Origin of the sequence: Paenibacillus sp. V4I7 (assembly GCF_030817275.1) — a bacterium.
GTDB lineage: Bacteria > Bacillota > Bacilli > Paenibacillales > NBRC-103111 > Paenibacillus_E.
This window is the reverse complement of the sequence record NZ_JAUSZD010000002.1, coordinates 2,437,685-2,462,810: the sequence shown is the minus strand read 5'-3', so window position 1 is coordinate 2,462,810 and position 25,126 is coordinate 2,437,685. Positions and strand designations below refer to the sequence as shown.

General features: G+C 42.9%; 23 protein-coding genes. 6 read left to right on the top strand and 17 right to left on the bottom strand.

All coding sequences use genetic code 11. The annotated features are described in order from the left end of the window. Nucleotides 1-81 precede the first annotated feature (81 nt). Entirely contained in the window at nucleotides 82-1,560 is a 1,479-nt protein-coding gene (locus QFZ80_RS12280; RefSeq protein WP_307546383.1) for a L,D-transpeptidase family protein, read from the bottom strand. Nucleotides 1,561-1,730: 170 nt separating this feature from the next. On the opposite strand from QFZ80_RS12280, the gene QFZ80_RS12275 reads away from it, so the two are divergent. Beyond that, nucleotides 1,731-1,862, top strand: coding sequence for a hypothetical protein (locus tag QFZ80_RS12275; protein WP_307546384.1), 132 nt, complete (start codon nucleotides 1,731-1,733; stop codon nucleotides 1,860-1,862). Between the two features lie 139 nt (nucleotides 1,863-2,001). On the opposite strand, the gene cyoD is transcribed toward QFZ80_RS12275, so the two are convergent. The 5 genes from cyoD to QFZ80_RS12250 all read right to left on the bottom strand — a co-directional run bounded on the left by cyoD (nucleotide 2,002) and on the right by QFZ80_RS12250 (nucleotide 6,425). Further along, entirely contained in the window at nucleotides 2,002-2,331 is a 330-nt protein-coding gene (cyoD, locus tag QFZ80_RS12270; RefSeq protein ID WP_307546385.1) for a cytochrome o ubiquinol oxidase subunit IV, read from the bottom strand. Between the two features lies 1 nt (nucleotide 2,332). Further along, the gene (gene cyoC, locus QFZ80_RS12265) at nucleotides 2,333-2,944 is read right to left on the bottom strand and encodes a cytochrome o ubiquinol oxidase subunit III (protein ID WP_307546386.1); all 612 of its coding nucleotides are present in this window, start codon (nucleotides 2,942-2,944) and stop codon (nucleotides 2,333-2,335) included. Next, on the bottom strand, nucleotides 2,944-4,917 hold the full coding sequence (locus QFZ80_RS12260; RefSeq protein WP_307546387.1) for a cbb3-type cytochrome c oxidase subunit I: 1,974 nt from the start codon (nucleotides 4,915-4,917) through the stop codon (nucleotides 2,944-2,946). Before QFZ80_RS12260 ends, cyoC begins: the two co-directional genes overlap by 1 nt. A gap of 34 nt (nucleotides 4,918-4,951) precedes the next feature. After that, on the bottom strand, nucleotides 4,952-5,926 hold the full coding sequence (gene cyoA, locus QFZ80_RS12255; protein WP_307559110.1) for a ubiquinol oxidase subunit II: 975 nt from the start codon (nucleotides 5,924-5,926) through the stop codon (nucleotides 4,952-4,954). 238 nt (nucleotides 5,927-6,164) lie between these two features. Next, on the bottom strand, nucleotides 6,165-6,425 hold the full coding sequence (locus QFZ80_RS12250; protein WP_307546389.1) for a hypothetical protein: 261 nt from the start codon (nucleotides 6,423-6,425) through the stop codon (nucleotides 6,165-6,167). A 248-nt stretch (nucleotides 6,426-6,673) separates the two neighbouring features. On the opposite strand from QFZ80_RS12250, the gene QFZ80_RS12245 reads away from it, so the two are divergent. Next, nucleotides 6,674-7,429, top strand: coding sequence for an MBL fold metallo-hydrolase (locus QFZ80_RS12245; protein ID WP_307559108.1), 756 nt, complete (start codon nucleotides 6,674-6,676; stop codon nucleotides 7,427-7,429). A gap of 75 nt (nucleotides 7,430-7,504) precedes the next feature. On the opposite strand, the gene QFZ80_RS12240 is transcribed toward QFZ80_RS12245, so the two are convergent. The 4 genes from QFZ80_RS12240 to QFZ80_RS12225 form a co-directional block, all read right to left on the bottom strand. After that, a complete protein-coding gene (locus QFZ80_RS12240; protein ID WP_307546391.1) occupies nucleotides 7,505-7,813 on the bottom strand; it encodes a DUF4870 domain-containing protein in 309 nt (102 codons plus the stop codon). Between the two features lie 308 nt (nucleotides 7,814-8,121). Further along, on the bottom strand, nucleotides 8,122-9,306 hold the full coding sequence (locus tag QFZ80_RS12235; RefSeq protein WP_307559106.1) for an FAD-dependent oxidoreductase: 1,185 nt from the start codon (nucleotides 9,304-9,306) through the stop codon (nucleotides 8,122-8,124). A 527-nt stretch (nucleotides 9,307-9,833) separates the two neighbouring features. Beyond that, entirely contained in the window at nucleotides 9,834-10,490 is a 657-nt protein-coding gene (locus QFZ80_RS12230) for a deoxynucleoside kinase (protein ID WP_171645564.1), read from the bottom strand. A gap of 112 nt (nucleotides 10,491-10,602) precedes the next feature. Next, on the bottom strand, nucleotides 10,603-11,673 hold the full coding sequence (locus QFZ80_RS12225; protein ID WP_307559103.1) for a DUF3900 domain-containing protein: 1,071 nt from the start codon (nucleotides 11,671-11,673) through the stop codon (nucleotides 10,603-10,605). Between the two features lie 167 nt (nucleotides 11,674-11,840). On the opposite strand from QFZ80_RS12225, the gene QFZ80_RS12220 reads away from it, so the two are divergent. Then, a complete protein-coding gene (locus tag QFZ80_RS12220) occupies nucleotides 11,841-12,071 on the top strand; it encodes a hypothetical protein (protein ID WP_307546394.1) in 231 nt (76 codons plus the stop codon). Between the two features lie 59 nt (nucleotides 12,072-12,130). On the opposite strand, the gene QFZ80_RS12215 is transcribed toward QFZ80_RS12220, so the two are convergent. Next, nucleotides 12,131-14,329: a PAS domain S-box protein gene (locus tag QFZ80_RS12215; RefSeq protein WP_307559101.1), complete on the bottom strand. Its 2,199-nt coding sequence runs from the start codon at nucleotides 14,327-14,329 to the stop codon at nucleotides 12,131-12,133. A 199-nt stretch (nucleotides 14,330-14,528) separates the two neighbouring features. Between QFZ80_RS12215 and QFZ80_RS12210 the strand changes: the two genes are divergently transcribed. Continuing rightward, nucleotides 14,529-15,461 carry a zinc dependent phospholipase C family protein gene (locus tag QFZ80_RS12210; RefSeq protein ID WP_307559099.1) on the top strand — a complete coding sequence of 311 codons (933 nt, stop codon included), beginning with the start codon at nucleotides 14,529-14,531 and terminating at the stop codon, nucleotides 15,459-15,461. On the opposite strand, the gene QFZ80_RS12205 is transcribed toward QFZ80_RS12210, so the two are convergent. The 4 genes from QFZ80_RS12205 to QFZ80_RS12190 are packed head-to-tail and all read right to left on the bottom strand — an operon-like array spanning nucleotide 15,458 to nucleotide 20,463. Beyond that, nucleotides 15,458-17,152: a M3 family oligoendopeptidase gene (locus QFZ80_RS12205; RefSeq protein WP_307559096.1), complete on the bottom strand. Its 1,695-nt coding sequence runs from the start codon at nucleotides 17,150-17,152 to the stop codon at nucleotides 15,458-15,460. The two genes, QFZ80_RS12210 and QFZ80_RS12205, sit on opposite strands and share 4 nt — an antisense overlap. Before the next feature lie 45 nt (nucleotides 17,153-17,197). Next, on the bottom strand, nucleotides 17,198-17,503 hold the full coding sequence (locus tag QFZ80_RS12200) for a YciI family protein (protein WP_171689123.1): 306 nt from the start codon (nucleotides 17,501-17,503) through the stop codon (nucleotides 17,198-17,200). Next, nucleotides 17,503-18,198 carry a uracil-DNA glycosylase gene (locus QFZ80_RS12195; protein ID WP_307559094.1) on the bottom strand — a complete coding sequence of 232 codons (696 nt, stop codon included), beginning with the start codon at nucleotides 18,196-18,198 and terminating at the stop codon, nucleotides 17,503-17,505. The genes QFZ80_RS12200 and QFZ80_RS12195 overlap by 1 nt, the downstream gene beginning before the upstream one ends. Nucleotides 18,199-18,210: 12 nt before the next feature. Beyond that, complete coding sequence (locus QFZ80_RS12190; RefSeq protein WP_307546399.1) at nucleotides 18,211-20,463, bottom strand: type IA DNA topoisomerase; 2,253 nt, start codon at nucleotides 20,461-20,463, stop codon at nucleotides 18,211-18,213. Nucleotides 20,464-20,662: 199 nt separating this feature from the next. Between QFZ80_RS12190 and QFZ80_RS12185 the strand changes: the two genes are divergently transcribed. Continuing rightward, the gene (locus tag QFZ80_RS12185; RefSeq protein WP_307559092.1) at nucleotides 20,663-21,772 is read left to right on the top strand and encodes a glycosyltransferase family 4 protein; all 1,110 of its coding nucleotides are present in this window, start codon (nucleotides 20,663-20,665) and stop codon (nucleotides 21,770-21,772) included. 210 nt (nucleotides 21,773-21,982) lie between these two features. Here the strand turns inward: QFZ80_RS12185 and QFZ80_RS12180 are convergent, their stop codons facing one another. Both QFZ80_RS12180 and QFZ80_RS12175 read right to left on the bottom strand, forming a co-directional pair. Further along, a complete protein-coding gene (locus tag QFZ80_RS12180; RefSeq protein WP_307559090.1) occupies nucleotides 21,983-22,585 on the bottom strand; it encodes an undecaprenyl-diphosphatase in 603 nt (200 codons plus the stop codon). A gap of 215 nt (nucleotides 22,586-22,800) precedes the next feature. Continuing rightward, nucleotides 22,801-23,868: a YheC/YheD family endospore coat-associated protein gene (locus tag QFZ80_RS12175; RefSeq protein WP_307546402.1), complete on the bottom strand. Its 1,068-nt coding sequence runs from the start codon at nucleotides 23,866-23,868 to the stop codon at nucleotides 22,801-22,803. Nucleotides 23,869-24,025: 157 nt separating this feature from the next. Between QFZ80_RS12175 and QFZ80_RS12170 the strand changes: the two genes are divergently transcribed. After that, the gene (locus QFZ80_RS12170; protein WP_307546403.1) at nucleotides 24,026-25,126 is read left to right on the top strand and encodes a WD40/YVTN/BNR-like repeat-containing protein; all 1,101 of its coding nucleotides are present in this window, start codon (nucleotides 24,026-24,028) and stop codon (nucleotides 25,124-25,126) included.

Sequence of the window (25,126 nt, the reverse complement as noted above, 5' to 3'; positions counted from 1 at the left end):
CGACTAAACGTCGGTAAGCATTGGCTGCTTTTTTAATGAGATTCGCAAGAAATAATAGGTAATGCCATTAACAAAACCTGATTAACCAAGCCAATGAAATACCTGTTCAGGCGATTGATCAAGGGATGGCAGGTTATTGGGAATAAGCAATAACGTGTCCTTCACTTGCTCATTATGGACTGCAGCCCATTTGGCAGGAATAATTTGAACCACTGTGCCTTTAGGAACAAATTGAAATAATTGCTGTACATCCGGATTCGTTAGTCGTATACAGCCCAACGATTGATCCGTGCCGATTGAGCTCTCATCAAATGTTCCATGAAGCGCGATCGCTCCAAGTCCCAAGCCGGCCTCCCCATATACCTGTGCATGTTTCCCTTTGGGCTGCTGCACACGGTCCATTACCCGAAAATCTCCTTGGGGGGTACTCCCGTTGGCGCCAAGTCCAATATCTTTTACCCATAATAAATAGCTGCCGCTAACCAGTTTCAATTGATGTTCAGCCTTGTTGATTTCAATATGGACAGGCTCATAGGGTGCTCGGCCAACGCCTGCAGCGTTCGCATAAAACATCTGCTCGACTTCAACCGCACCGGAATCATAGACCCATCCCCCTCGCCCGTTAAACACCGTAGAAATGTCATTAGAACTTGTGACCGCTTCTAATGGAATGAAGCTCAAATAATTATTCGGATAATCTTGCAGGAGAGCGTTCAGATTTGCTGGAGCCCTTCCATAATCTGTGTGGTACGATTCTAAAGCTGTACGAACTAAATTAGCACCAATCGCACTAAGCGGTTGGTGCTTTTCAAATTCGGAATTCAGGAAGCGAATTCTCACTGTACGATCCGTCGCGGGATGATATTGAGCGATAACAATGGCGCTCTTCGTCTGTTCATCATTCGTGAGAAGCAGCGTTTTCCCTTTGTTCACATTATCTTGTGAAACGATGCCATAAATAAGAATGCTGGAATTCGGCATCTCTTTGGCTAATTCCAAAGCCTGCTTATGCAGCGCTGTTTCAATATCTTCATTTTTGGTGTCAGGATCAATGTACATGACAAATGGAACATCCATCGTCTCATACGTAACGGCACTTCCAATACCCCAGACTTTCATTTTCGAAATCGTTTTATAAATCGGGGCTTCACCAACAAACAACACGACTAACATTAAATTAAGAACAAAGAGAACGATTAGCATTGTTTTCATAAATGGAGGTAACAGCCGCTTCTCCGCCTCAGGGAAAGCCTTTTGCATACTAGCTGCATGTTCCGCTTGTTGTTGATCCAATTCACGAATGGCCCGATTAGCAGCCGAATAGAAAGGCGATGGGTACGTTCGAAGAACCTCTTTGTAATGAAAAATTGCCCTTTTCAAATTCCCTTTTAACTGAAATTTTTGAGCGATGTTAAAATGAGCTTCCGGTGAATTAGCGTCAATATAGCGGATCACTTTCTCATAATATTGTGGATCTGATGGGCTTATGAACAAGTTCTTATGCAGATGAATTAGATTATCGTCGAGATGGTTACGAAATCGTTGGCTTGGGCGATTCATTCGGCTCCTCTCCGTTCAAAAAGGATAGCTTGTCCATTCTAGTTGAATGATACAAATAGTATCTCTGATACATAATGTATCATGTGTAGGGTAGAAAGACAACTATTTATTACCACACTGAATGAACGATAATCATTTAGCAAAAGCTGAATCGACGGAGGTGATAAATCATGAGTGGAAGAAATAGTAAGCCCAAGAACACTGGACCTGCAGGCAGCCCTTCTCGCTTAGATCAATTCGGAGAAAAAGCAGTACAACAAGAAAAACGAGAAGCTAAGGAACGAAACAAGCCGACATGCTAGATAGTTAGATGAAATTCATCGTCTAAGCTGCCTACTCGGAGGATTCCGGCTGATCCGGTGTTTATAAGCATGAATTCATGAAAAAAAGACGTTCCCACCACATCAAACGTGGTGAAAACGTCTTTCCTTTTATCAAATCTTAATGAGCTACTTGATTGTAAGTCATAATCCATATCGAACCGGCCACGATCGTCAGTAAGATGACAAGACCAAAGATCAACGCCATGATATTCCAGCGTGCATTCTCGCCTTCTTTCACATGCATGAAGAAGAACAACTGAACACCAAATTGCAGTACAGCCATGAAGAGGATCAAGACGATTGTGCCTGTTTTACTCAACATATGGTTCATAACAGCAACGAGTGGAATGATGGTCAGAATGATCGATAGAGCAAAGCCAATAATATAAGATTTCAATGAACCATGAGCATCATGGGTTTCATGTGAACCTGTATGTGGTTGACTCATCTTACATCACCCCCATCAAATAGACGACTGTAAATACGAAGATCCAGACAACGTCAAGGAAATGCCAGTACAAGGAAATGACAGCCACTTTGCGTTTGGTCACGGCTGTGATGCCGCGGCGTTTCAATTGCAGCATCAACCCGACCATCCAAATCAAACCAACCGAAACGTGTAAGCCGTGTGTACCAACTAATGCATAGAAAGCTGATAAAAATGCGCTCGTACTAATTGTTGCGCCCTCATGATTAACCATGTTAATGAATTCCATTAACTCGAGTCCTACGAATGACGCTCCCAGAAGAACTGTTACGGCTAGCCAGCCAATTAACTGCTTCATGTTCCCTTTGTGCATGCCAAGCACGGCTAAACCGCTCGTGAAGCTGCTAGTAAGCAAGATAAAGGTTTCCGCAATGATACCTGGCATCTTGAACAATTCTTCCGGGGTTGGACCCCCGTTTGTATTTTGATGAAGAACCATGTAGGTGGCAAATAAAGATCCAAATAAGATACAGTCCGTGATTAGAAATATCCAGAATCCGAACGTTTTGAGCGACTCGTGATCATGTTCATGATCGTGGGCGTGATGCCCACCTTGCGTAGCTGCATGTGCCATTATACTTTCGCCCCTTTCAATGCGGCTTCCGTACGTTTCACTTCATCAGCAGGAATATAATAATCCGTATCATAGCTGAACGAACGTGCAATCATAGTGATCGCAACACCAATTAAGGCCGGGATCGTCAGCCACATCCAATTAAATACAAAACCAAATCCAGCGAAAAACCATAGTGCAGACATTAGGAATGGAATGGAAGAGTTCTTAGGCATGTGAATCGGTTCATATACGATCTTGGCTGGTTGCTTGGCAGATAAGCTTTGCTTCTGCTTTTGTTCCCACCATGCATCTGCTTCGTTAACTTCTGGCAGTACGGCAAAGTTATAAATTGGAGCTGGCGAAGGAATCGACCATTCAAGTGTACGGCCGTCCCAAGGATCCCCGGTTACATCCGGTTCTCTGAATTTAATCGAGTGAGCAATTTGCCATACTTGGAAAATGAACCCGACACCCATAAGGAAACCGCCTACTGTAGATACGAGATTCAGCGGTCCCCAGCCCATATCGAAATCGTACGTATACGTACGGCGAGTCATACCATCTAAACCCAAGAAATATTGCGGCATGAAACAAACATAGAACCCAATGTTCCACGTCCAGAATGCCCATTTGCCCAAGTGCTCGTTCAGCTTGAAGCCGAACATTTTTGGCCACCAGTAGTAAAGTCCCGCGAAGTATCCGAAGGCTACACCACCAATTAATACTTGATGGAAATGCGCAATCAGGAAGTAACTGTTATGGAACTGAAAATCAGCTGGCGCAACCGACAACAGCACCCCTGTCATGCCTCCAATAACGAAACAAGGAATGAATGCAATTGTCCACATCATTGGCGTCGAGAAACGAATCTTACCGCGGAACATGGTGAATAACCAGTTAAATACCTTGGCTCCGGTCGGTATCGCAATCAACATCGTACTAATGGCGAAAAAGGCATTAACATCTGCGCCAGACCCCATCGTAAAGAAGTGATGCGCCCACGTGAAGAAGGACAATAAACTAATGATCAGCATGGCGAAAACCATCGATTTGTAGCCAAACAATTTCTTTTTGGAGAAGGTAGAAACAATTTCCGAGAAAATACCGAAAGCCGGAATGACAACAATGTAGACCTCAGGGTGACCCCACATCCAGATCAAATTGATGTACATCATTGGATTCCCGCCGCCATCCAAGGTGAAGAAATGTGCGCCCAGGAAACGGTCAAGGAATAATAAAGCTAACGTCACTGTAAGGATCGGAAAAGCGAAGATAATCATGATACAACTTGAAAATACGGACCATGTAAACATTGGCATCTTCATCAACTTCATGCCAGGTGCACGCATTTTCAAAATGGTCACAATAAAGTTAATTCCCGTCGCTAAGCTTCCTATACCGGATATTTGAATACCCCAGATATAGAAGTTCTGTCCGACACCCGGACTATGGGACAACTCCGAAAGCGGTGGGTAGCTAAGCCATCCTGCATCCGGTGATCCACCAATGACGAACGATACGTTGAAAAGCATAGCTCCCCAGAAGAACATCCAGAAGCTAAGTGAATTCAAGAACGGATAAGCGACGTCTCGAGCTCCAATTTGCAGTGGGACTACAATATTAAATAGTCCGAACATTAGAGGCATTGCCATGAATAGAATCATGATCACGCCATGCGTCGTGAAGATTTGATTATAGTGCTCTGCTTGTAGAAATTGACTATTTGGCATCGCTAGTTGTAGACGCATTAGAAGCGCATCCACACCGCCGCGGAACAACATCATGATCGAACAAATGATGTACATGATCCCGATTCGTTTATGGTCAACACTTGTTAACCATTCACGCCAGAGCCAGCCCCACTTTCTGAAATAAGACAGCACGAATATCATAGCGATCATCGAGAGTCCGATACTAACCTGAGCACCCAGGATGAGTGGATCGCCCGTTACGAAAAACTCTGATGCGAATTGCTTTATTTTATCCAACATGAGCAGATCTCCCTTTCTCAAAAGCTTTGATCGATCATTTTGTCATTTTCATTTGACTGTGATCATTATGGTTCATAGGTGCAGTTTTGTCCGTTGATTGAGGCTTGCTCGTCTCTTTCACAGACTCTGAACTGACATGACCACTGTGAATGGATTGACCATTCGTATATTTCGTTACTATCTTTTGGAAAAGTCCATCTGGAACCGAGGAGAAATATTGCACACCTGACTTACCAGGCTTGGCTAAGGCTTCATAGCTTTCCATCGTAAGTTTTGTCGGAACCTTTTTCGTTTTGGCTATGAAAGCTTCGAAGTCCTTCTGGGAAGTCGCATTCACATCGAACGTCATATCCGCGAAATGCGCACCGCTGAAATTCGCTCCCGTTCCGAAGTAATGCCCGATCTCATCAGCTTGTAAATACAGTGTCATTGCCATACCTGACATCGTATATATCTGCCCACCCAGCTGCGGGATCCAGAACGAGTTCATCGGAGCATCAGAAGTGAGCTCGAACTTAATCGGTGTATCCTCTGGAATTTGCAAATAATTGACCGTTGCTATACCCTGCTCCGGATACGTGAATAACCATTTCCAATCCAGAGATGTCACTTGAATGGTGACGGGCGGTTTATTGGATTTTAACGGCTTAGAGGGCTCTAGTGCATACGTATAACGAATAGTAATGACAGCCAAAGCTACAATAATAATGATTGGAACTGCCCACCAAACAATTTCTAAGGAAGTACTGTGCGACCAGTTTGGCTTATATGATGCTTTATTGCCTTCTTTATCGCGATACCGCCAAACAATCCAAGCTGTCAGTACAAGAACCGGTACGAGGATAATTGCGCATAAAATGGAGGAAATCACAATCAAATCTCTCTGTTCAGCACCTACAGGTCCTTTGGGATCCAGCACCATAGCTTGATTACTGCAGCCTGCCAATAAAATAATGATGGCGACCATCATGAAGGGCAGCATAGCTTGTACGAGTGTTCTCTTCTTCATCCTACTTAACCTCCCTATCAACAAATCTTATCTAATATCAAGATATCATCTCGCTGATAAAAGTACACTGTTGCAAACGCAACTTAACAAATACGTCAAAGGATCGACGTTTTACTGTAAAACAAATGTCACAGAACGTTTGTTGACTATTATGAAAATGTATGAAAATACATGAAAACGAAAAGGCCCTTCAAGTTGTCACTTGAAAGGCCTCTAAATTGCTCATAATACGTTGTACTTATTCCGTCTTTGAAGCTGCACGTGAATGCACCAAGTGAATAGCCGTCCGAATAACATAGATGTGCACACTACCTACCATGAAGCCAATTCCAACCATCAAGGAGGTATTGCGATCACTAAAATGATCAATATTCAACAAGCTTAATAGTAATCCTATACCAAGCAACGCCCATGCCGCTATTGTCATCATCTTCACTAATGGCATCACATCGCGCTCACTGCGCTCATTACTTCTGATTAAAACGGCTCTATTTGCCATAATTATCACTCCAAACCCCAATGTAAGTGCTTTATAAACATAGTATATCACAAATCCAAAATTTGTTCATACTTTATTCACACGTTGATCAAAATTTGGACAAAACTAAATACGTCGAGTTCACAAATGAAAATATATTGACATTCTATTGATTTTATGGTATAATAAAATATTTAATTGACATAAGTTAACCTTCTAGGTATGATAGCACTGTTCTTTCACTATCATTTCTCTTTGGAGGGATTCGAATGCAGATTGCGAACGGTATTTATATGCTTGAGCTGTCAGTTCCTGTAATGGGGCGTATCGATGTCATACACCCAACTCTTTTTTCCGATGAAGAAGGCGCCATTTTGGTGGACACTGGATATCCCGGTTTATTGCCTCGTATTCAGAATGCCATGGAGGATCATAACGTTCCATCCCATCATTTGAAGACGATTATTATTACCCATCAAGATATAGATCATATAGGCAGTTTACCAGATTTCATAAGTAAATCTCCGCAGAAGCTTGATATTCTAGCCAGTGAAATAGAGAAACCTTATATTCAAGGTGAGAAGATGTTGATTAAAATCACCCCAGAATCAATTGAACAAGCGGTTGCTAGCTTACCTGCGGATATTTCACCTGAATGGCGAAAAGCTTTTCGATCAGCTTTGGAGAATCCGCCTAAAGGTCCGGTCAATGGCATTCTTGAAGATGGACTCGAACTAGCCAACTGTGGCGGGATTATCGTCATTCATACCCCAGGTCATACTCCGGGACATGTCAGTCTGTACCACAAACAGAGCAAAACATTGATAGCGGCTGATGCCTTAGTCGTTTCAGGTGGCCAACTTCTCGGACCCATACCGGAGTACTCCGTTAACTATGCGTTAGCGATGCAATCACTTAAGAAGTTCATCGAATACGACATTGAAACTGTTATTTGCTATCATGGCGGGTTGTACACAGACAATGTAAATCAACGTATTGCTGAATTAGCAGCTTCTCCTATTTGAATCATCCTCATTTAATCAAAAAATAAAAAGCAGGCTGCCAAAAAAGGCAACCTGCTTTCCCATATGTATGTCTTACTACTTCAATAATGTGTAACCTCCGATAATCGGAAGTGGTTTTACTTGACCTTGAGCAGCAGCTACAATGCCTAGAATAGCTAAAACAAACACGCCCAAATTCGCTAAAGGCAGTAGAATCCAACCAATAATCGGGATGATTCCCAAAACAACATTCAAAATGACAGCGGCCAATAACAATGTAAGGCCTTGGTTTGCGTGGTACCATGCAAACTTGGAGTCTTTTGCAGCGATGAGCGGGATAAAAAACAAGATGTATGCAATGATGGCCATTCCCTTATTACTTTGAATATCCGCAGAATCATACATGGACAGCACCTCTTTCTTTTTCTCAAAGTATACTATTCCATTATATTCGGTGTTTTCTATCTATTCTATTGAATTTCACACATTTTGAAAAATTATTTTCCGGACTCAAATCACCATCAATTGCTTAATTCGCGCCATAGTCGAAGCAGTTCTTGTTCGCGGGAGGGGTCCATACCTGCACGGCGCTCTGTAGCTGCTATTCGTCCTAAATCTCAAGCCAATGTGTCTTGGACGGTCTGGATCAATGGTTTAAATTACTTCTAACCCCGTTTACAAAAATGCACACAAGGTGCATTCACGGTAAGCAATTACACGCGATAACCTAGAAGCCAATCCAACTGCTTCATCTGGACATCATCCGGAAGAAGTCTAAGCACCTGATTACGCAGCATAATTGCAGCCGGATTACTCATTTGCACGATGCGTGCCATTCGTCTGGATTGACGAACAACTTGATTGGTTCGGGGTTTTCGAGTATTTTCATAAGAATGAAAAGCTGCTGTCACACTGCTTAATGAAAGCATTGGAATTCCCTCAAGACATCTAGCTAAAACAAGCGCATCCTCCATCGCCTGAGCGCCTCCTTGCCCGAGATTAGGCAGCATAGGATGAGCCGCATCACCAAGCAGTGTTACTCTCCCTCGGCTCCAACTTTCAAGTAGTTTACGATCATGAATATCATGTGTTAGTATGGACCTCTCATCTGTTGACTGGATAGCCTGCTCAATCGGATTATGCCAGCCCTCAAATTGCTTAAGAACGTAGTCCTTCTTACGATCCATACCTATCCCAGGAGCGGAATTGATTGCAGCGAACCAAAAAACTTGTCCCTCGCCAATCTGGGAAAAACCAAAACGTCGTCCCCTACCCCATGCCTCAAATCCTCCACCGACCTCAGGAATATATCGCTGGTCCAAGAACGTAGTAATACCTCGAAAAGCTCTAAAACCTGAATATCGCAGCTGTTCTATGCTAAATAATAGATGAGCCACTTGTGAATGAATCCCATCTGCACCAATTAAGATATGCCCGGTATCTGCTGATCCATCTTCAAAATGGACAACAACCTGATGCGGATCCTGTTCAAAGGTTATCAGCTTTTTATTCATATAAGCGGTTGTTCGTTCATTTAGTTGTTGAAATAAAATCGTTTGAAGCTTAGCGCGATGAATAAGGTAGCTATATGTTCCATATTGAGCGGCTTGCTTCGAGACGGGAACGGAAGTAATCGGCTTACCATCCCAAGAGCGAATTTCAGCCATGCCAACTTTAGCGCCTGCTACCCTCACCTGTTCAGCCAAGCCAAGCTCCGTTAATACATGCATGGCATTCGCAGCTAACACAATTCCGGCACCGAATTCGGATAGCTCTCTCTTTTTCTCGTAGATGACAACTTCCCAACCTTGCTTTTGTAAGAAAAGCGCTGTCGTTAATCCACCAATTCCAGCTCCAATGATAATTGCTTTCCTAGTAGAAGGTAAGATATTATTCATGATTGCCCTCCATAACCAACGAACCCTTTCCATCTACTGTAACATAATCAGTCAAGACAAAAACCTCCTAAAACCTAAGGGTTAAGGAGGTGCGCTTTTATGAGAGTATGAAGTTTATATTCTGTTATGTTGCAACTAATTGTTGTTTAACCTCAACGATCTCAAGATTAGAGAAAAATCGGCTTAACTTCATCATTTTCTCATTTGCTGCCAATTTAGAAAGTGGCGGGCACATAGGCTTTCCTCTGTAACATACGATAAATAACAAACTCATCACCTACTCTTCCATTGAAGAATTCATGTTTTCACTTGATACGTAATGTATCATACAATAATTTTACCCGATATACAACAAATAGAGATAAATACCGTCATATTTCGATAGTATATGTAAAATCACAGGACTTTATAACCAAATGAAAGTAAAAAGGAAAGATCTAGAACACTTTCAATTTCTAAACCCAATTAAACTCCTACATAATTCGAAAGACCCCCTCGGAATGAGGGGGCCCTTTGATATTTCTATATTAAACGATGACTAATTCGGAAAGCTTGGCACGTACCTGCTCAACTAATTCGATCGCATCCTCTGAACGATTCACAACATCAACACGATCCATATCTACAATCAACACTTCAGAGGCATGATAATGATTCATCACCCAGTCATCATAACCTGACCAAAGCTGTCGATAATAATCAACCAAAGATTGATCTTGCTCGAAGCTGCGTCCCCGCAGTCCGATGCGGTACATGACCGTTTCGAAGGAAGCTTTTAGATAAACCATGAGGTCCGGCGCTTTCTTAGGAAGCTCAGCAAGCTCAGACATCATATTGTCCGCAAGCCCCTCATAAACATCAAATTCCAGCTGTGAAATACGACCTAACTCCCGATTCACTTTGGCAAAGTACCAATCCTCATAGATACTTCTATCCAGTACATTTCGGTTATGTACTAACGCTTGTTTAATTGCCTTAAATCTTGTATTCAAGAAGTGCAACTGAAGTAAAAACGGATATCTCTTCTTCTCAATTTCTTCCGGAGTTGCCGTGTAAAACAGCGGAAGTATCGGATTATCATCGACACTTTCATAATAAACATTTGAATTTAATTCTTGTCCAAGCAAAGTCGATACAGATGTTTTACCTAGACCAATCATTCCCCCAACCACGATCACAGCCATTGACCCCTTTCTCCTTCTGCCCAATCCTAATTTACCGTCTGTCAATTCTTGCAAAGCTTCCCTATTATACAAGGAATTCATAGTGGTGGGAACCCTATATTTTCACCTTTATCTATCCGTTTTCTTCTTCTCTTGTAATCCGCTCGATGACAGCGTGAAGATCATCTGGTCTTAGCAATTCAACTGGTGATACGCCTTTTTCGAAGTGCAAATAATCCCCTTCAATCAGAATTACATACCGTTCGCCTTGTCTGGCAATATGAACTTTGCGTCCATAATCGGCAAGCTGCGCCTTCACACTGATATGATCAAGCTTGATGCGCATTTCCAGATCCGGTTTCTGCTCAACCAAATAATTGGCGGCATCCATGACCTGAGTCGGTGTCCACTTCTCCTGAAGCTCGCGCTTTTCACTCGCTGCCCAGATTTCCAAATCCTTTTCTTCCTGCTCACGTTCCTCAGGTTTATGCTCATAGTCTCTCTCCAACTGCTGCTGAACGAGCCCTAATACTTGATGATGCAATATTTCCGGCATGGACTGCTCATATTCTACATATTTTAGGAAATCCTCAAAGTAACTGGCATGTGAAGCTTGGTGAATTTTGAGCTCTGAAGGTTCTAACATGCCTTCTTCAGGCATAAACGGATATTGGATCGATTTCATGTTTTTCGCATTGATCGCCATTTCCACTTGATTCAATAAGCTCTTCTCGTCGGTAATCCGTGCAATTTTGGGCTCAAAATCACATTTTAGGATAAATACAAATGGATCATCGAAATATTGATTAAGCTTGGCACTTGCGACAAGAAAAGCTCCGCCCCTGACTGCGCTTGTATTCAGATAAGCATTCAAAAGTTCATCGCTAACATTAAGAAAGTCCTGTTTGTTCTCTGCATAGCGCAGTCGCGCGAATAGATTATAGTTCGGATTGCTTTCTAATTCGAAGCCTGGCTCGGTAATGAAACGCCCTATCTTCGTAGGTACCTGCTCAGCTCTCGGGTTTCGCTCTACTTTGCGTTTAGCGATTCGTGCGAATTCACCGTCTAAGAATTGTTGTAAAGCACTGTCTTCATAATCGTTCTCGTCCAAAGTCTGATAATGGCGATAATTTTTAGCCGATGCCGCGTCGGCACCTTCCCCTTGGATCACAAAAAATGATATATATTGAACTGCGAATTTCATGCTGCTTCTCCCTGTCAATCGTATTCAAAATTGCACAACTTTGATTGTACTTGGTATAAAACCGAAACGCTACAAAAAAAAAGGAACAGTTTGTGATTGTTTGTAAGTTCATGCTGTCACTAGTAATAAGCGCTGCTTTTTCAAAATAATAAGACAGAGGTGTGAAGATGATTTACGGAACCAAACTATTGGAAACAGATACAGAAATTTTCATTGCCGCTCTTACTAAAACACCTGTTTATGTTTGGTCGTTAGATTCATTAGGCGTTTATTATCAGGTAAATTCGGGTTTTATCGTAAAATATACACCTGATGAAGTACAAATTCATTGTGAACAGGACGCCTCTATGACAACATGGCATTCCAGAGAGTCAAATGAATTTAGTATCCGTTTTTAGAAATGAATAAACCGCCCGTTCCTGTACTTTACAGGTCTGGCGGTTTTTACATTCAAAGGCTATTCGAATTCACTCATATCCTTGCTTATCGTCTGCGTCGGTAAAAACACATCAATAATGGTTCCCTCACCAAGTTGGCTTTGAATCGACATTGTGCCTTTGTGCGCTTCAACGATCTTGAAACACATCATTAGACCGAGTCCAGTGCCCTTTTCCTTCGTTGTATAGAAAGGTTCACCTAATTGCTTTACACGCTCCTCTGGGATGCCGCATCCATTATCCTGTGTCCTCACTCGGATCATCTCGCTGCCCTGCATGGAAACGGTGATTTTAATTTGTCCATCCTTCGTTATCGCTTCAATCGCATTTTTCACCAAATTAATAAATAATTGCTTAAGATGCATCTCGGAACAAATAAACTCCGGAATATCAGACTCAAACTCGAGCAGGAGCTGCACATTGCAAAGATTAGCCTGCGTATCCAGCAACGCAATCACGGTTTGTAATATATTTATCAAATCACTTCTTTTGTAGTGAATAGCTTCCGGTTTCGCAATGACGAGGAATTCGCTAACGATGAAATTAATTCGATCCAGTTCGGACAACATGATATCAAAATAGTGCTGTTTTCCCTTCATATCGTTCTGCAGAAGCTGTAAGAAGCCTCGGAGTGACGTGAGCGGATTCCTGATTTCATGAGCAAGTCCTGCTGCTAACTGGCCTGCGACGGAGAGTTTATCTGATTTACGCAACAATTCCTCTGTTCGTTTCCGTTCTGTAATATCTCGCGTAATACCAGCGAACCCAATAATCTCGCCCTTCTCATTCTTAATTGGCGTTTTGGTCACACTGACATGAATGAGCTGTCCATCTTTACGAATCCGAATGGTCTCTAACCCCGAAATTTGGTTACCTGCTTGTAAGATGTCTTGAATTTCTTTATGATGCTCTTTCAAGAAATCTGGATATATGGGCAATGGCTGGTTTAGAAGCTCATCCTGATTCCAACCAAATACTTTCTCATAAGCGGAATTGACAGAAATAACCTTAAATCGTTGATCAAGTACGCAGATGGCATCTGTTGTATTATTAATAAATGATTCCAGCAGCTCCTTCGTTTCTCTAAGCTCCATTTCCATATGTTTACGTTCCGTAATATCTACACAGGAGCCGATCACTTCTATCACGCGGCCATTTTCAAAAATGGGACGTAAAGATGTCAAATACGTAATCCCCCGGAAAGTGGCTTCATACATAACGTTTTCTTCCCCGCTCCATGCCCTGCGGTAATACTTATCGATATTGGTCGCCATATAGAATGGCCATATCTCGTATAAGCCGTTACCTAGGATATGCGATGGCTTATAGCCGAGTCTATACAGAAGTTCACCGTCACATAAGGTATGAATGAATTTCCCTCGCATTTGTCTGAACTTCATGGTCATTCCTTGCTGTCTGCGAACAGTGTCATGCAGGTCCTGCTGCGCAACTCTCAATGACTCACGGTCTTTATTATGCTGTGTGATATCTCTAGCGATAATATAAACACCTTCTGTTATCCCATTCACGATAATCGGCACATTTTTTAAGCCTAATTCAATCTTATCGCCACTCTTATGCGTAACCCGAAGCATATGATTATCCGTTTGCAAGAGCACACTATCGGTCGGGTATTCAGCTTGATCCTCTTGTTTTTCTTGCTCCCAGAATTGATGGATGTACTGTCCAACCATCTCCGTCTTCGTGTAACCCAGAATCCGCTCCATAGCAGGATTCACACTCATGATTAAACCGTTCAAATCACTTGTTAAGATCCCCGCAGGATTATGCTCAATTAATGAATTATACCGCTGTTCACTCTCCGCAAGTTTACGCTCCATCTCGGACTTTATCGTGAGATCTTTCATCTGGGCCATATAATAAAGAGGTTCATGGTCAGAGTTTCTAATTAGTGAAATTCCGCATTCCACCCTTATAATTGTTCCCTCTTTTGACTTCATTCTTTGTTCGATCTGGAAAGATCGTAAATCCCCGGACAACAATTGCTTTAGGAGTCCAAACAGTTTGTCGTTCTCTTCGGGCAAAAAGATCGTAGTTATATCCGTATATAATAATTCTTCTTCCGAATATCCAGTTATCGCGCTTAGGCTGTTATTCATCTTCATCCATTGTCCATTGAGTGAAATAATCGCCATGCCTATCGTTGTGAATTCGAATACCATGGCAAATGACGGTTCCGTTCTCGAAAGCATATCCATTCATTTATCCCCCATCTTAAAAATACATGGATGGTTTCCATTATCAAATGTTTGAATTCGACGATTTAAAGATTATTCCTCCCGTAGTAGCTCTTGCTTGATCAAATAGTTCATGAAATGTGCCCTTGTAATTCCTCGTTATGATAAAATAAAATGGTTCTTCTACATGTTCGTACATCACAAATTAGGAGGGGCACAATTGCCTAACATCTGGACACATCTGATTTTCGGTCAAGAATTAATGAACCAATTGGGGCATGCCAATATGCTTAGTGATAAGCAGTTGCGACATGTTTTCTCCCTTGGCTGTCAAGGACCCGATTTCTTATTCTATCATAACTTCTTACCTTGGAAAAAAGACAAAAAACTCAATCAATTGGGAAGTCTCATGCATACGAAAGCATGCGGTCCGTTCTTGATGGATCTACTTTCCCATATGCAAGGAAGAGGTTTGTATAATCCTGCTGTTGTTTATGCACTTGGATTCCTTACACACCATATTCTCGACCGCAACATGCATCCCTACGTTTTTTACAAATCAGGCTTCAAGAAATGGGATCACCAACGATTTGAGATTATTATGGACACACTTATTGTTCGTCGCAACCTTGGACTACAGACATGGAATACGCCTGTATGGAAAGAAATATATGTTGGAGAAGCTCTGCCCCTCGGCATTGTTCCTGCGCTTGCCCACGCTGCTGCGAACCACTATCCTGACTATGCTTCGCAGGTTACTGACAAGGATTGGAACGATGCTTACATCGACATGATTCGAGCTCAACGCTTATTCCACGATCCGAAAGGAATCAAACGTTTATTAACCTTCGGTCAAATATCACCATTGGTGTATACCAAGCATCCGGCTCCGCTTGATTATTTAAACGAAGCCAAGATGGTTTGGAATTGTCCTACATCATTAGAAGAAACGTACACATACAGCATTTGGGACTTATGGGATATCGCGATGGAAGATGGTCAAATCGTCCTAAAAGCAGCCATACAAGCCTTACAACGAGGTTCTTCGGCTGAATACCAAGCTTTAGAAGAAGTTCTCGGCAATCTCTCCTATGAAACAGGTAAGGACTGTGACAGCGGACTGCAAATCACTCATGTTCGGCCTATGATTTAAAGCTTAGCATCATCAACCTGATCAAGCCATGAATCGATATGACCAATTACCGAAGCCACACAACCTTCTTTGAAAGGTGAAATTAGCTTAGCGACTTGAACAAGCTCTGTGAAATTCAGACTTCCGCCTTGCTGACAAAGTCTTAAGTAATCCTCCCAAGCTAACTCGGGATTTTCATTAGCTCGTTTCCAGAATTGAAACGCACACACTTGTGCAAGCGTGTAATCTATGTAGTAAAATGGGCTTTTGTAAATGTGGGCCTGCTGCTGCCAAAAGCCCCCTCTTTCCAAATAGTCGTTATCCTCGTAAACACGATGCGGCAAATATTTGCGCTCAACCTCGCGCCAAACTAGCTTACGCTCAGCGGGTGTCAGTTCCGGCTGCTCATAGATCCGATGTTGAAATTCATCTACCGCAACACCGTAAGGAATGAATAAGAGTGATTCACTTAGATGCTTGAATTTATACTTATCTGTCTCTTCCTCGAAGAACAATGACATCCAAGGCCAAGCGAGAAACTCCATGCTCATGGAGTGGATTTCACAGGCTTCCAAGGTTGGGAATATGTATTCAGGCACTTGAAAATCTCGGCTGCTATAGCCTTGGAAAGCATGACCTACTTCGTGCGTTAAGACATCAATGTCACCTGAAGTTCCGTTAAAGTTAGAGAAAATGTAGGGTGCTTTGTATGTACTAATATAAGAGCAGTAACCACCTACGCGTTTTCCCTTCTTTGCCACAAGATCCATCAAACCGTTATCGATCATAAAGGTAAAGAACTCATCCGTTTCTGGGGATAGCTCTGCATACATCTTACGCGCTTGTTCCACGATCCAATCCGCATCGCCTTTTGGCGTCGCATTCCCTGAGGCGAAACCAAGCTTGTCGTCATAATAATGCAGCGAGTCTACGCCAATTCTAGCCTTCTGCCGTTCCTTTAGTTTCGTTGCCACCGGTACAATGTGTTCAAGAACTTGATTCCTAAATACTTCCACGTCCTTGGCATTGTAATCAGAGCGGTTCAAACGAGCATACGCGAGTTCAACAAAGTTGTTATATCCGAGCTTCTTAGCGATGAGTGCACGAATCTTCACTAATTGGTCATACAGCTCATCCAATTTCGCTTCATTCTCTATAAAAAAGCTATATTTCACATCATTCGCTTCTTTACGGACTTTTCGGTCTGTTGATAATTGAAAAGGCACGAGTTGGGATAAATTTCGTTCTTCCCCTGCATAAATTAGCTTCGCAGAAGCAAGCAGCTTCGAATATTCACTGGCCAGTTTGTTTTCTTGTACGAGATCTTCAACAATTTCCGGCGAAAACGTTTTCAACGACAAGGAGGCAATCGTAAACAGCTGCTTCCCCCATTCGACTTCTAACTCTGATCTATAAGAGGATTCGATGAGAGCTTTATAAAACTCGGTAATCAGCCCTTGATATAAAGGCTCAATTTCATCGAAATACTCTTGCTCCGCTTTGTAAAATTCATCATTTGTATCCACACTGTGACGAATCCGAGCAATAGATTCCATAGACTCTAACTCACTTCGCAGGCTAACGATCGCTTCCATCGATTGGTCTTGATTGCCAAACGAATTCGCTCGTTTAAACGCCTCTAAAAGCTCCTTAAAATTAATTTCAAAAGCGCTAAAGTCGGGTCTTTCGTACTTAAATTCTTGAAATTTCATTGGATTCACTCCTTTGATTTTTCGCCAGAATAACTGGCAGTTTACTTACATAACTGCAATACTGTAAGGAAACAATTCGCTGGTCATGAGTTGATTAGCAACAGCAGGATCTTGTTCCATGATCAGTGTAGCTTCTAACTCATTATCCACTCTAAGGATAACAATGCCAAATGTTTTTTCATCAAAAGTTTGTGTTCTTCCTGCTAAAATGAGTTCTCCCTCCTCTTTTAATTGTAAAAGATATTGAAAGTGTTCTTCAACAATTTTATCTTCTTTTTCTGTCCAAACACTGCGGTCTAGAAAAGCAGGTTTTAATCGTAAGACATAAATAAATTCTTTATTGTCGCTCATTACTCCCGCTCCTTCACAAATAAATTTGGTATTTGCCAATCAATTTCCGAACTCCCAAGTTCTCTAAGATACGCATTCGCTTGCGAAAAAGGCTTACTGCCAAAAAATCCGCGATACGAAGAAAGCGGACTCGGATGAACTGATTTTATGATAACATGCTTCGTTGTATGGATGAGACGCTCTTTGGTCTGTGCATGACTTCCCCACAGCACAAAAATGATCGGCTTCTCCCGATCACTTAGCGTCGTTATGATTTTATCTGTAAAACGTTCCCACCCTTTTCCCTTATGCGAATTCGGCATATCTGCTCTTACCGTAAGAACCGTGTTCAATAGCAGCACGCCTTGTTCTGCCCAACCCTTCAGGTAGCCGTTATCAGGGATATAGCAGCCAAGATCAGACTGTAATTCTTTATACATATTTTGCAAAGATGGCGGTGTCGGTATACCCGGTTTAACGGAAAAACTGAGGCCATGGGCTTGGCCTCTACCGTGATAGGGATCTTGTCCCAAAATAACCACTTTGGTATTCGCATAAGAAGTTAAATGAAGTGCATGATAAATCTCATTTTGTTCTGGAAAAATGGTTTGTGCCGTATATTCATCATTGAGAAATTTTTGCAAGGCGTGGAAATAGGGCTCTTGAAATTCTGACCCCAACAAAGAAGCCCAGTCGTTCGTTAAATGGCTCACCATTCACCCCTCCTATCATTCCGTTTCCGTACCGAGCTCACCCGTATCGATGTTTCTCAGCACGATTCGCCCATCCGCCGCTGTACCATCTGCAAGTACAAGCTTCAGCTTCGTCGTTTTCCCTTTATTTACGAGCGCCTGAACTTGGGCGTCCGTTAAATTCCGGCCAAAGCTTTCTTTCCAGATGACGAATTTGCAGCCTTCCTTATAGTGCGAGCAGCCGTAACCTTTACGACCCATGAAAAGGGAGCCTCCGCACCCTGGTCTTGGACATGTCGCTAGGAACGTATTTGCTCCATCTGTTTGTTTAGCAGGAGCCGCTTTCTTAGCTGCAGCAGTTGTTTTGGTGCCGCCTGTTGATGCCGCACTCGATCGTGCCGAACCGCGTTTGGGTGCACCTGCAGGCGGCGTTTCGCTTTCGAAAGCTGTTTTGGAAGCTCTAGCCTGTACGCGAACCTTATCAACGATTAGGGTTGCGAATCTCTTGACGTTATGCATAAACTGCTCATCCGAAGCTGTTCCTCGGGAGATTTCATTCAGTCTGCGCTCCCATTGACCCGTCATCTCAGGTGAAGTCAGCAGCTCAATGCCCGCGCCGCGAATTAATTCAACAACCGTTCGCCCCTTCTGGGTCAGGACGATTTTCTTGCCCTGCATGTCGATGTACCCAACCTTCTTGAGACGCTCGATGGTCGCTGCACGAGTAGCCGGAGTACCGAGACCCGAATCCTTCATCGCATCGCGGAGCTCCTCATCCTCAATCTGTTTGCCGGCGCTTTCCATGGCTTTGAGCAGCGTTCCTTCGTTAAAATGCTTAGGCGGCTGCGTATCTTTTTCCTTTACGATCGCATCAAGGCAAAAGACATTCCCCTGTGAATCGATTGAGAAAGGCTCGTTTACTTCAACCTCTTCGTCTTCTTCCTCTTCCTTCTCCTTGCCCTTTGTGCTCTTCGCCTTTTCCTTTTTCTGATCAGCGTAGATGACCTTCCAACCTAATTGGAGAAGTTCTTTGACCGTTGTTTTAAACATTTCTTGTTCAACCTCGGTCATAACCGTATGAACCTTATACTCAGCTGGAGGATAAAACTGGGATAAGAAACGTCTTACAATCAAATCGTACAATTTCTGTTCATCTGGACTCAGTCCCGATGCTTTGCGATTCGTCGGAAGGATCGCATGGTGATCTTCCACTTTGCTCGGATTGCAAATAAACTTGTTATTTTTGTGTACCAGATTTCGGTTAGCCCCTTGCACAAGCTCATGGTAAGCCGTTCCTTGTAAAGCGGATAAGGACTTGTGCATTTCCGGAATATTTTGCTCAGTGACATAGTTGGAATTCGTTCTAGGATAGGAAATGACCTTATGTTTCTCGTAAAGTGCCTGGGCTGTATCCAGTGTCTTCTTCGCCGAGAAGGCGTATTTCCCATTCGCCTCACGCTGCAGCAGCGTCAAGTCATACAATTTGAACGGGTATTCCTTCGTCTCTTTCACTTCATAGGAAATAATACGTGCTGGTTTCCCTTTGACCTTGACAGCAAGCGCCTCGACCTTTGGTCCATCCGTCAAACGCTCTCCCTGCCACATGCCTCTATACGTCGTCTCGCCTTGTGTAAAGTGCCCCTCCAGCTCATAAAATTTAAGTGAAGAGAAGGCTTCAATCTGCTTCTGGCGGTCATAAATAAGCGCAAGAACTGGTGTTTGAACACGGCCAACGGAAAGCAATACGTTATGCTTCGTTGTGAATGCACGTGAGCCATTCATGCCGATTAGCCAGTCTGCTTCACTGCGTGAGCGCGCGGCGCGCGTTAAATTCTCGTATTCAGCGCCGTCCTTTAATGTAGCGAAGCCATTTCGAATCGTCTCCGAGGTTAAATCGGAAATCCAGAGCCGCTTAACAGGCTGGTTCAGTCCAAGATGCCGCTGTATAAGCGAGAAGATGTGCTGCCCTTCTCTCCCCGCATCGCACGCATTAACAAGCATGTCGCATTTCTTCGCAAGCTCAGCAATCACCTTAAGCTGATCGTAAGTACGTGGGTTTGGAATCAGCTTAAATTCATCAGGAATAATCGGCAGGTGATTAATATTCCATTTTTTATATTTATCATCGTATTGATCAGGTTCAGCCAACTCAATTAAGTGTCCAATCGCCCAGGTGATGATGTACTGCTCACCCTCTAGATGGGACCTGAGATTTTTGGCTTTGGGCTCTATTGCGGCGGCTATATTACGTCCCATATCGGGTTTTTCCGCAATAATTAATGTCTTCAAGAGTGTATCGCTCCTTAATTGAACTTTCTAAGTAGATCAGAATCTGTCGCCTCAGTGTATCCCACTTTATAAATGGCTGCAATATGGTAACTATCGAAAATTTTATTTTTCCAAGTAGACTTTACTCCAAGTCCCTCTACTTCCTTTGAATATGATAACTGGAAATATCAAATGAAGCCAAGAGGTGAAGGTTCCTATTATGCATATTCTGATTATTGCACCAGAACAAATCCCCGTCCCTCCTCCCGTCGGAGGCTCTGTAGAACATTGTATATACCAGATCGCCAAAAAAATATCCCCCAAGCATACAGTGACCATTATAAGTCGACTGCGCGCCAACTACCCGAAGAAAAGCAGATTAGGTCATATTACGATTCTTCGAGTACCCGGTGCCAATAAACAAGCTTATTTATCTAATGTGATTAAGACGGTTAAAGGGCATCGTTTCGATAGGATTCAAATTGATAATCGCCCTAGATTTGTGCATGCCGTGAGAAAAGTATTCCCACATACGCCTATCTCTGTTTTTTTGCATTCAAAGACATTTATATCACCGCCGATGACATCCAAAAAACAAGCAGCAAGCGATCTTAGTCTGGCTAATCGCATTATTGGCAACAGCCTTTCGCTGCAAAATCACCTGAAACGAACCTTTCCAAAAATCAGCCATAAGGTTCGTTACGTTCATCTAGGCGTCGATCTCGCTCAATTCCGTCCTCGTAAAGAGAAAGAATATTCAAATGGCGGTCACCGTCCATTTGTCATTCTATTTGCAGGCAGGTTGATTCCGAAGAAAGGAATCCCCGTACTGATGAAAGCTACAAAGATTGTTATGCAATCCATCCCTTCAGTAAGGCTTCACATTGCCGGCGGGACCGGAAAGCCAAGCTACAAGAAATACTTGAAACACCTGGCTTCATCACTTCAAATCCCAGTATCCTTCAAGGGCTACGTTTCACGAAGTCAAATGCCTAGTTTCTATCGATCCGGGGATTGTTTCGTTTGCCCGTCTCAAGGTCATGAAGCGTTTGGATTAGTGAATGTGGAAGCTATGGCATCCGGCATTCCGACGATCGCCTCCAGAAATGGTGGGATTCCTGAGATTATTCGGCATAAACATAACGGACTTTTAGTTACGAAATATCGAAGTCCTGAGGCTTTTGCCAAAAAAATTATGAAACTAGCCAACGACCCTTCTAAAGCCAAAAGACTGGCCAAGCAAGCTCGACTAGATGTAACGAGAAAATTTAGTTGGCGAGCCACAGCAAGCAAATTAGAAAAGATTTATTCGGCGAAAAATTCCACGTAGATATCGGCGATAGGGACGGCTATTCCTTTCCTGCAAAAAACTCCTTCCAGATATCCATCTGAAGGAGTTTTTTGCGTTCATTAAATGACTTGACTCTGCCGATAGCAGAAATAGCGATAGGCGGATGGAATTTCCGAGTTATTCTCAAAAGGGCAATAGTTCTTATAAGGTAATAATTGTTTTGAGCACATAAAACTCATGTTCTATTCATCATTTGATTACCGAAGATCGCGGCGTTTCGTTCCTGCGCCAAATTCTGGACTCGACAGCTTCATACCAATAGATAAATTTCGTCAACCATTTCAGTGCCAACGACGAACGCTTAAATAACTGATGCATGAGAACAGCGGCAGCTATTCCAATTACAGTACCTGCTATGACATCAGATGGATAATGTACGCCTGTCCATACTCTTGAAAAAGCAATACCGGCTGCTAATACAAGCCACACCTTTCCGACTTTTCTCCGGTGTATCCAAATGGATGTGGCTATTACGAAAGCGCCGATTGTATGATTACTTGGAAAAGAGGCATTGGCCGGATGCGAGATCAATTGAATGACATTATGTGTGACAACCGGTCGATCCCGATAGAAGAAATGCGCAAGTAGACCGCTGAAAGTTATTGCTACATATGTGGATAGAAGTGATTCAGCAACCATTCTACGCTTGAGATCTTGCCTCGTAAACCAATAAATGACAATCCCGATGTAAAACACGTACAACGCATATGAAGCTAACAAACGCATAACTAAGTTTAGAGCGGGTAGGCTATTCCCTAATTGATTAATGAGTTGAAACCAATGATAGTCCATCTGAGTAGAGCTCGTCTTCATCATCCTTTATTTATACTGAATGCTCTAACAGATTACGTTGTCTTTACACGATGAAAATGAAAACAAGATGTGAAATGTACGATTTAACCGCGCACTCCAGAACGATCAGGAGAATTATTCCCTGCAAAACAGTCACTACCTAGTTTGAAGAACAGATTATTTTCTTATTCAAAAGCCCCAGAATCTGGGGCAAATTAATCATTCAGTGACTTTGATTGATTCAAGAGAAACTTTGCATATCGCATTGGTGTTTCATATGTGCGATAAAAAGTCTTGTGCATTTTTGCTTTTTTAAAGGGGTATCGTTGGTCTCTACCATTCACTTCGATCAATTTGATGTTACCATATTGGTCAACGCCAACATCTAAACCAAGATCAGCCATATGAGGCAAACTAACACCAATAAATTGGGCAATGGCTAATGACACTTGATGTAATTCTTGTATGATCCTAGTGGAATCAAACCCACTCGACGTAAACAGCTCCTCACAACGCTTAACTTTTCCGCCTTTCGCTACATTCGTTACATGGCGTCCTGAGGCTGCAACTTTGCCTACAATTCCAGTGATTTGCCACTGTCCACTGCCTCCACGCTGCACGGAAATCCTCAGATCATAAGGTCTTCCATGATGAGTCGCTAACGGGATAGCTTCTTGAATCATATACGTTTGTTTTCTTACTTTCTTCTCAATCAACGAAACGGCTTGCTTATAAGATACAATCTTAGGCGTCCTATTGATCCCATACAATTTCCAACTTCCACTTTCTTGCATAGACAATTTAATAATGCCTTCACCCACACTACTGTTCGTAGGTTTGATGAAAAGTGAGTAATATTTTCTCATGGCGGCTTCCAGTTTACTTCGCGAGTATTTCGTAGATTCTGGAAGATACTTACGAAGCGTTGCATTCGCGTGGATTAGCTGATGGATATGATGTTTATCATAACGATTTTGCCTGTTGAAAACGGTGCTCGATTGGGAAAGCTCTTTTAACTTTTTTCTTAAATAAGGAGACAAGCTAATGGCTCGGTTATGTGTCACACGAGGAATAGAACGTCTAACGAGCCTATATGCATTATTTTCATAGTAATAACCCAAAGCAGATTTACCTTTTACATGCTGTAAACACATATAAAAAGGTCTTAAACCATGCCTTTTTCCTGCTTTGTTATACAGGGCTAAGCGTTCATTTCCTGTTCTTCCTCTCGCAATACCCAAATAAGTTTCCAAGTCCAATAAGACACCTACCGTAGTATGCATCGAATCACCGCCATTCGAATAATAGAATTACGACAGTGTATGTCCCTCTTACTCTTGCAAACACGGTGAACACCTAAGAAAATAACACATTATAGGAGAAGGAATTATTTGCCATATGTCGAAATTATCCTAGGAGTATGATTAAAGGAGGCCACGTATGTCAAAGCACGTTCAACTGCTCGTCGGCACCAATAAAGGCATTTTCATTTATTCCTCAACGATTGAAAGACGGAACTGGTCCATGCAAGGACCTTTTTTACCAGGATGGGAGGCTTATAGTGTTCTTGGAGATACACGATCAGCGAGTAAGTTGTATGCCGGAACCTCTCATGCCGCTTATGGAGCGACCATTCGTGTATCCAGCAATGGCGGTGAAACGTGGGAACAGATTGCGGATAGTCCAAGGTACTCTGAGGAGAGCGGTTTTTCACTAAACCGTATTTGGCAGTTGGTGCCTGGACTTGCCTCTCAGCCCGAAACTCTTTTTGCGGGTGTTGAAGAAGCGGGATTATTCGTTAGCCGCGATAGCGGTCAGACGTGGCAAGAGTTAGATGGTTTAACGAAGCACCCCACACGTCCGGAGTGGTTTCCTGGAGCCGGCGGTATGTGCTTGCATACCATTCTCATCGATCCAAGGAATTCGCAGCGCATGTGGATCGGAATATCCGCTGTCGGTGTCTTCCGTACACTTGACGGAGGGAATAGCTGGAAGCCATGTAACAACGGACTGAACCGAATACCAACAGGTCAACCTGATGAGCGTGTCGGATACTGTGTGCACAAGATGGTGCTCGACCCGGAAAACTCCGATGTTCTCTATATGCAGGAGCATAGCGGGGTGTTCAAATCCATCGATGGCGGTGACAGCTGGCATCCTATCGAGGAAGGTCTTACACTACGTGACGGCGATGCCCCGTTTGGTTTCCCGATTTCCATTTCACCAACAGGTGATTTATTTCTTATCCCGCTGGAAAGCAGCGAACAACGCTCTATGCGTGACGGCAAGTTAATTGTTTACAGAATGGCACGCGGTGAAAATACCTGGAAACCTATTGGGGATGTTCTCCCAGAAGAAGAACGACATGTCAGCGTACTGCGAGATGCGATGGCTGTGGATGCTCTTGAGTCTTATGGGCTTTATTTTGGAACAACTTCAGGTGAAATTTACTGTTCACTGGATCGTGGAGAAAGCTGGGAACGCCTGCCAGGACAATTATCACGAATCCTAACTGTGAAGCCAATGATTTTGGAGGACTAG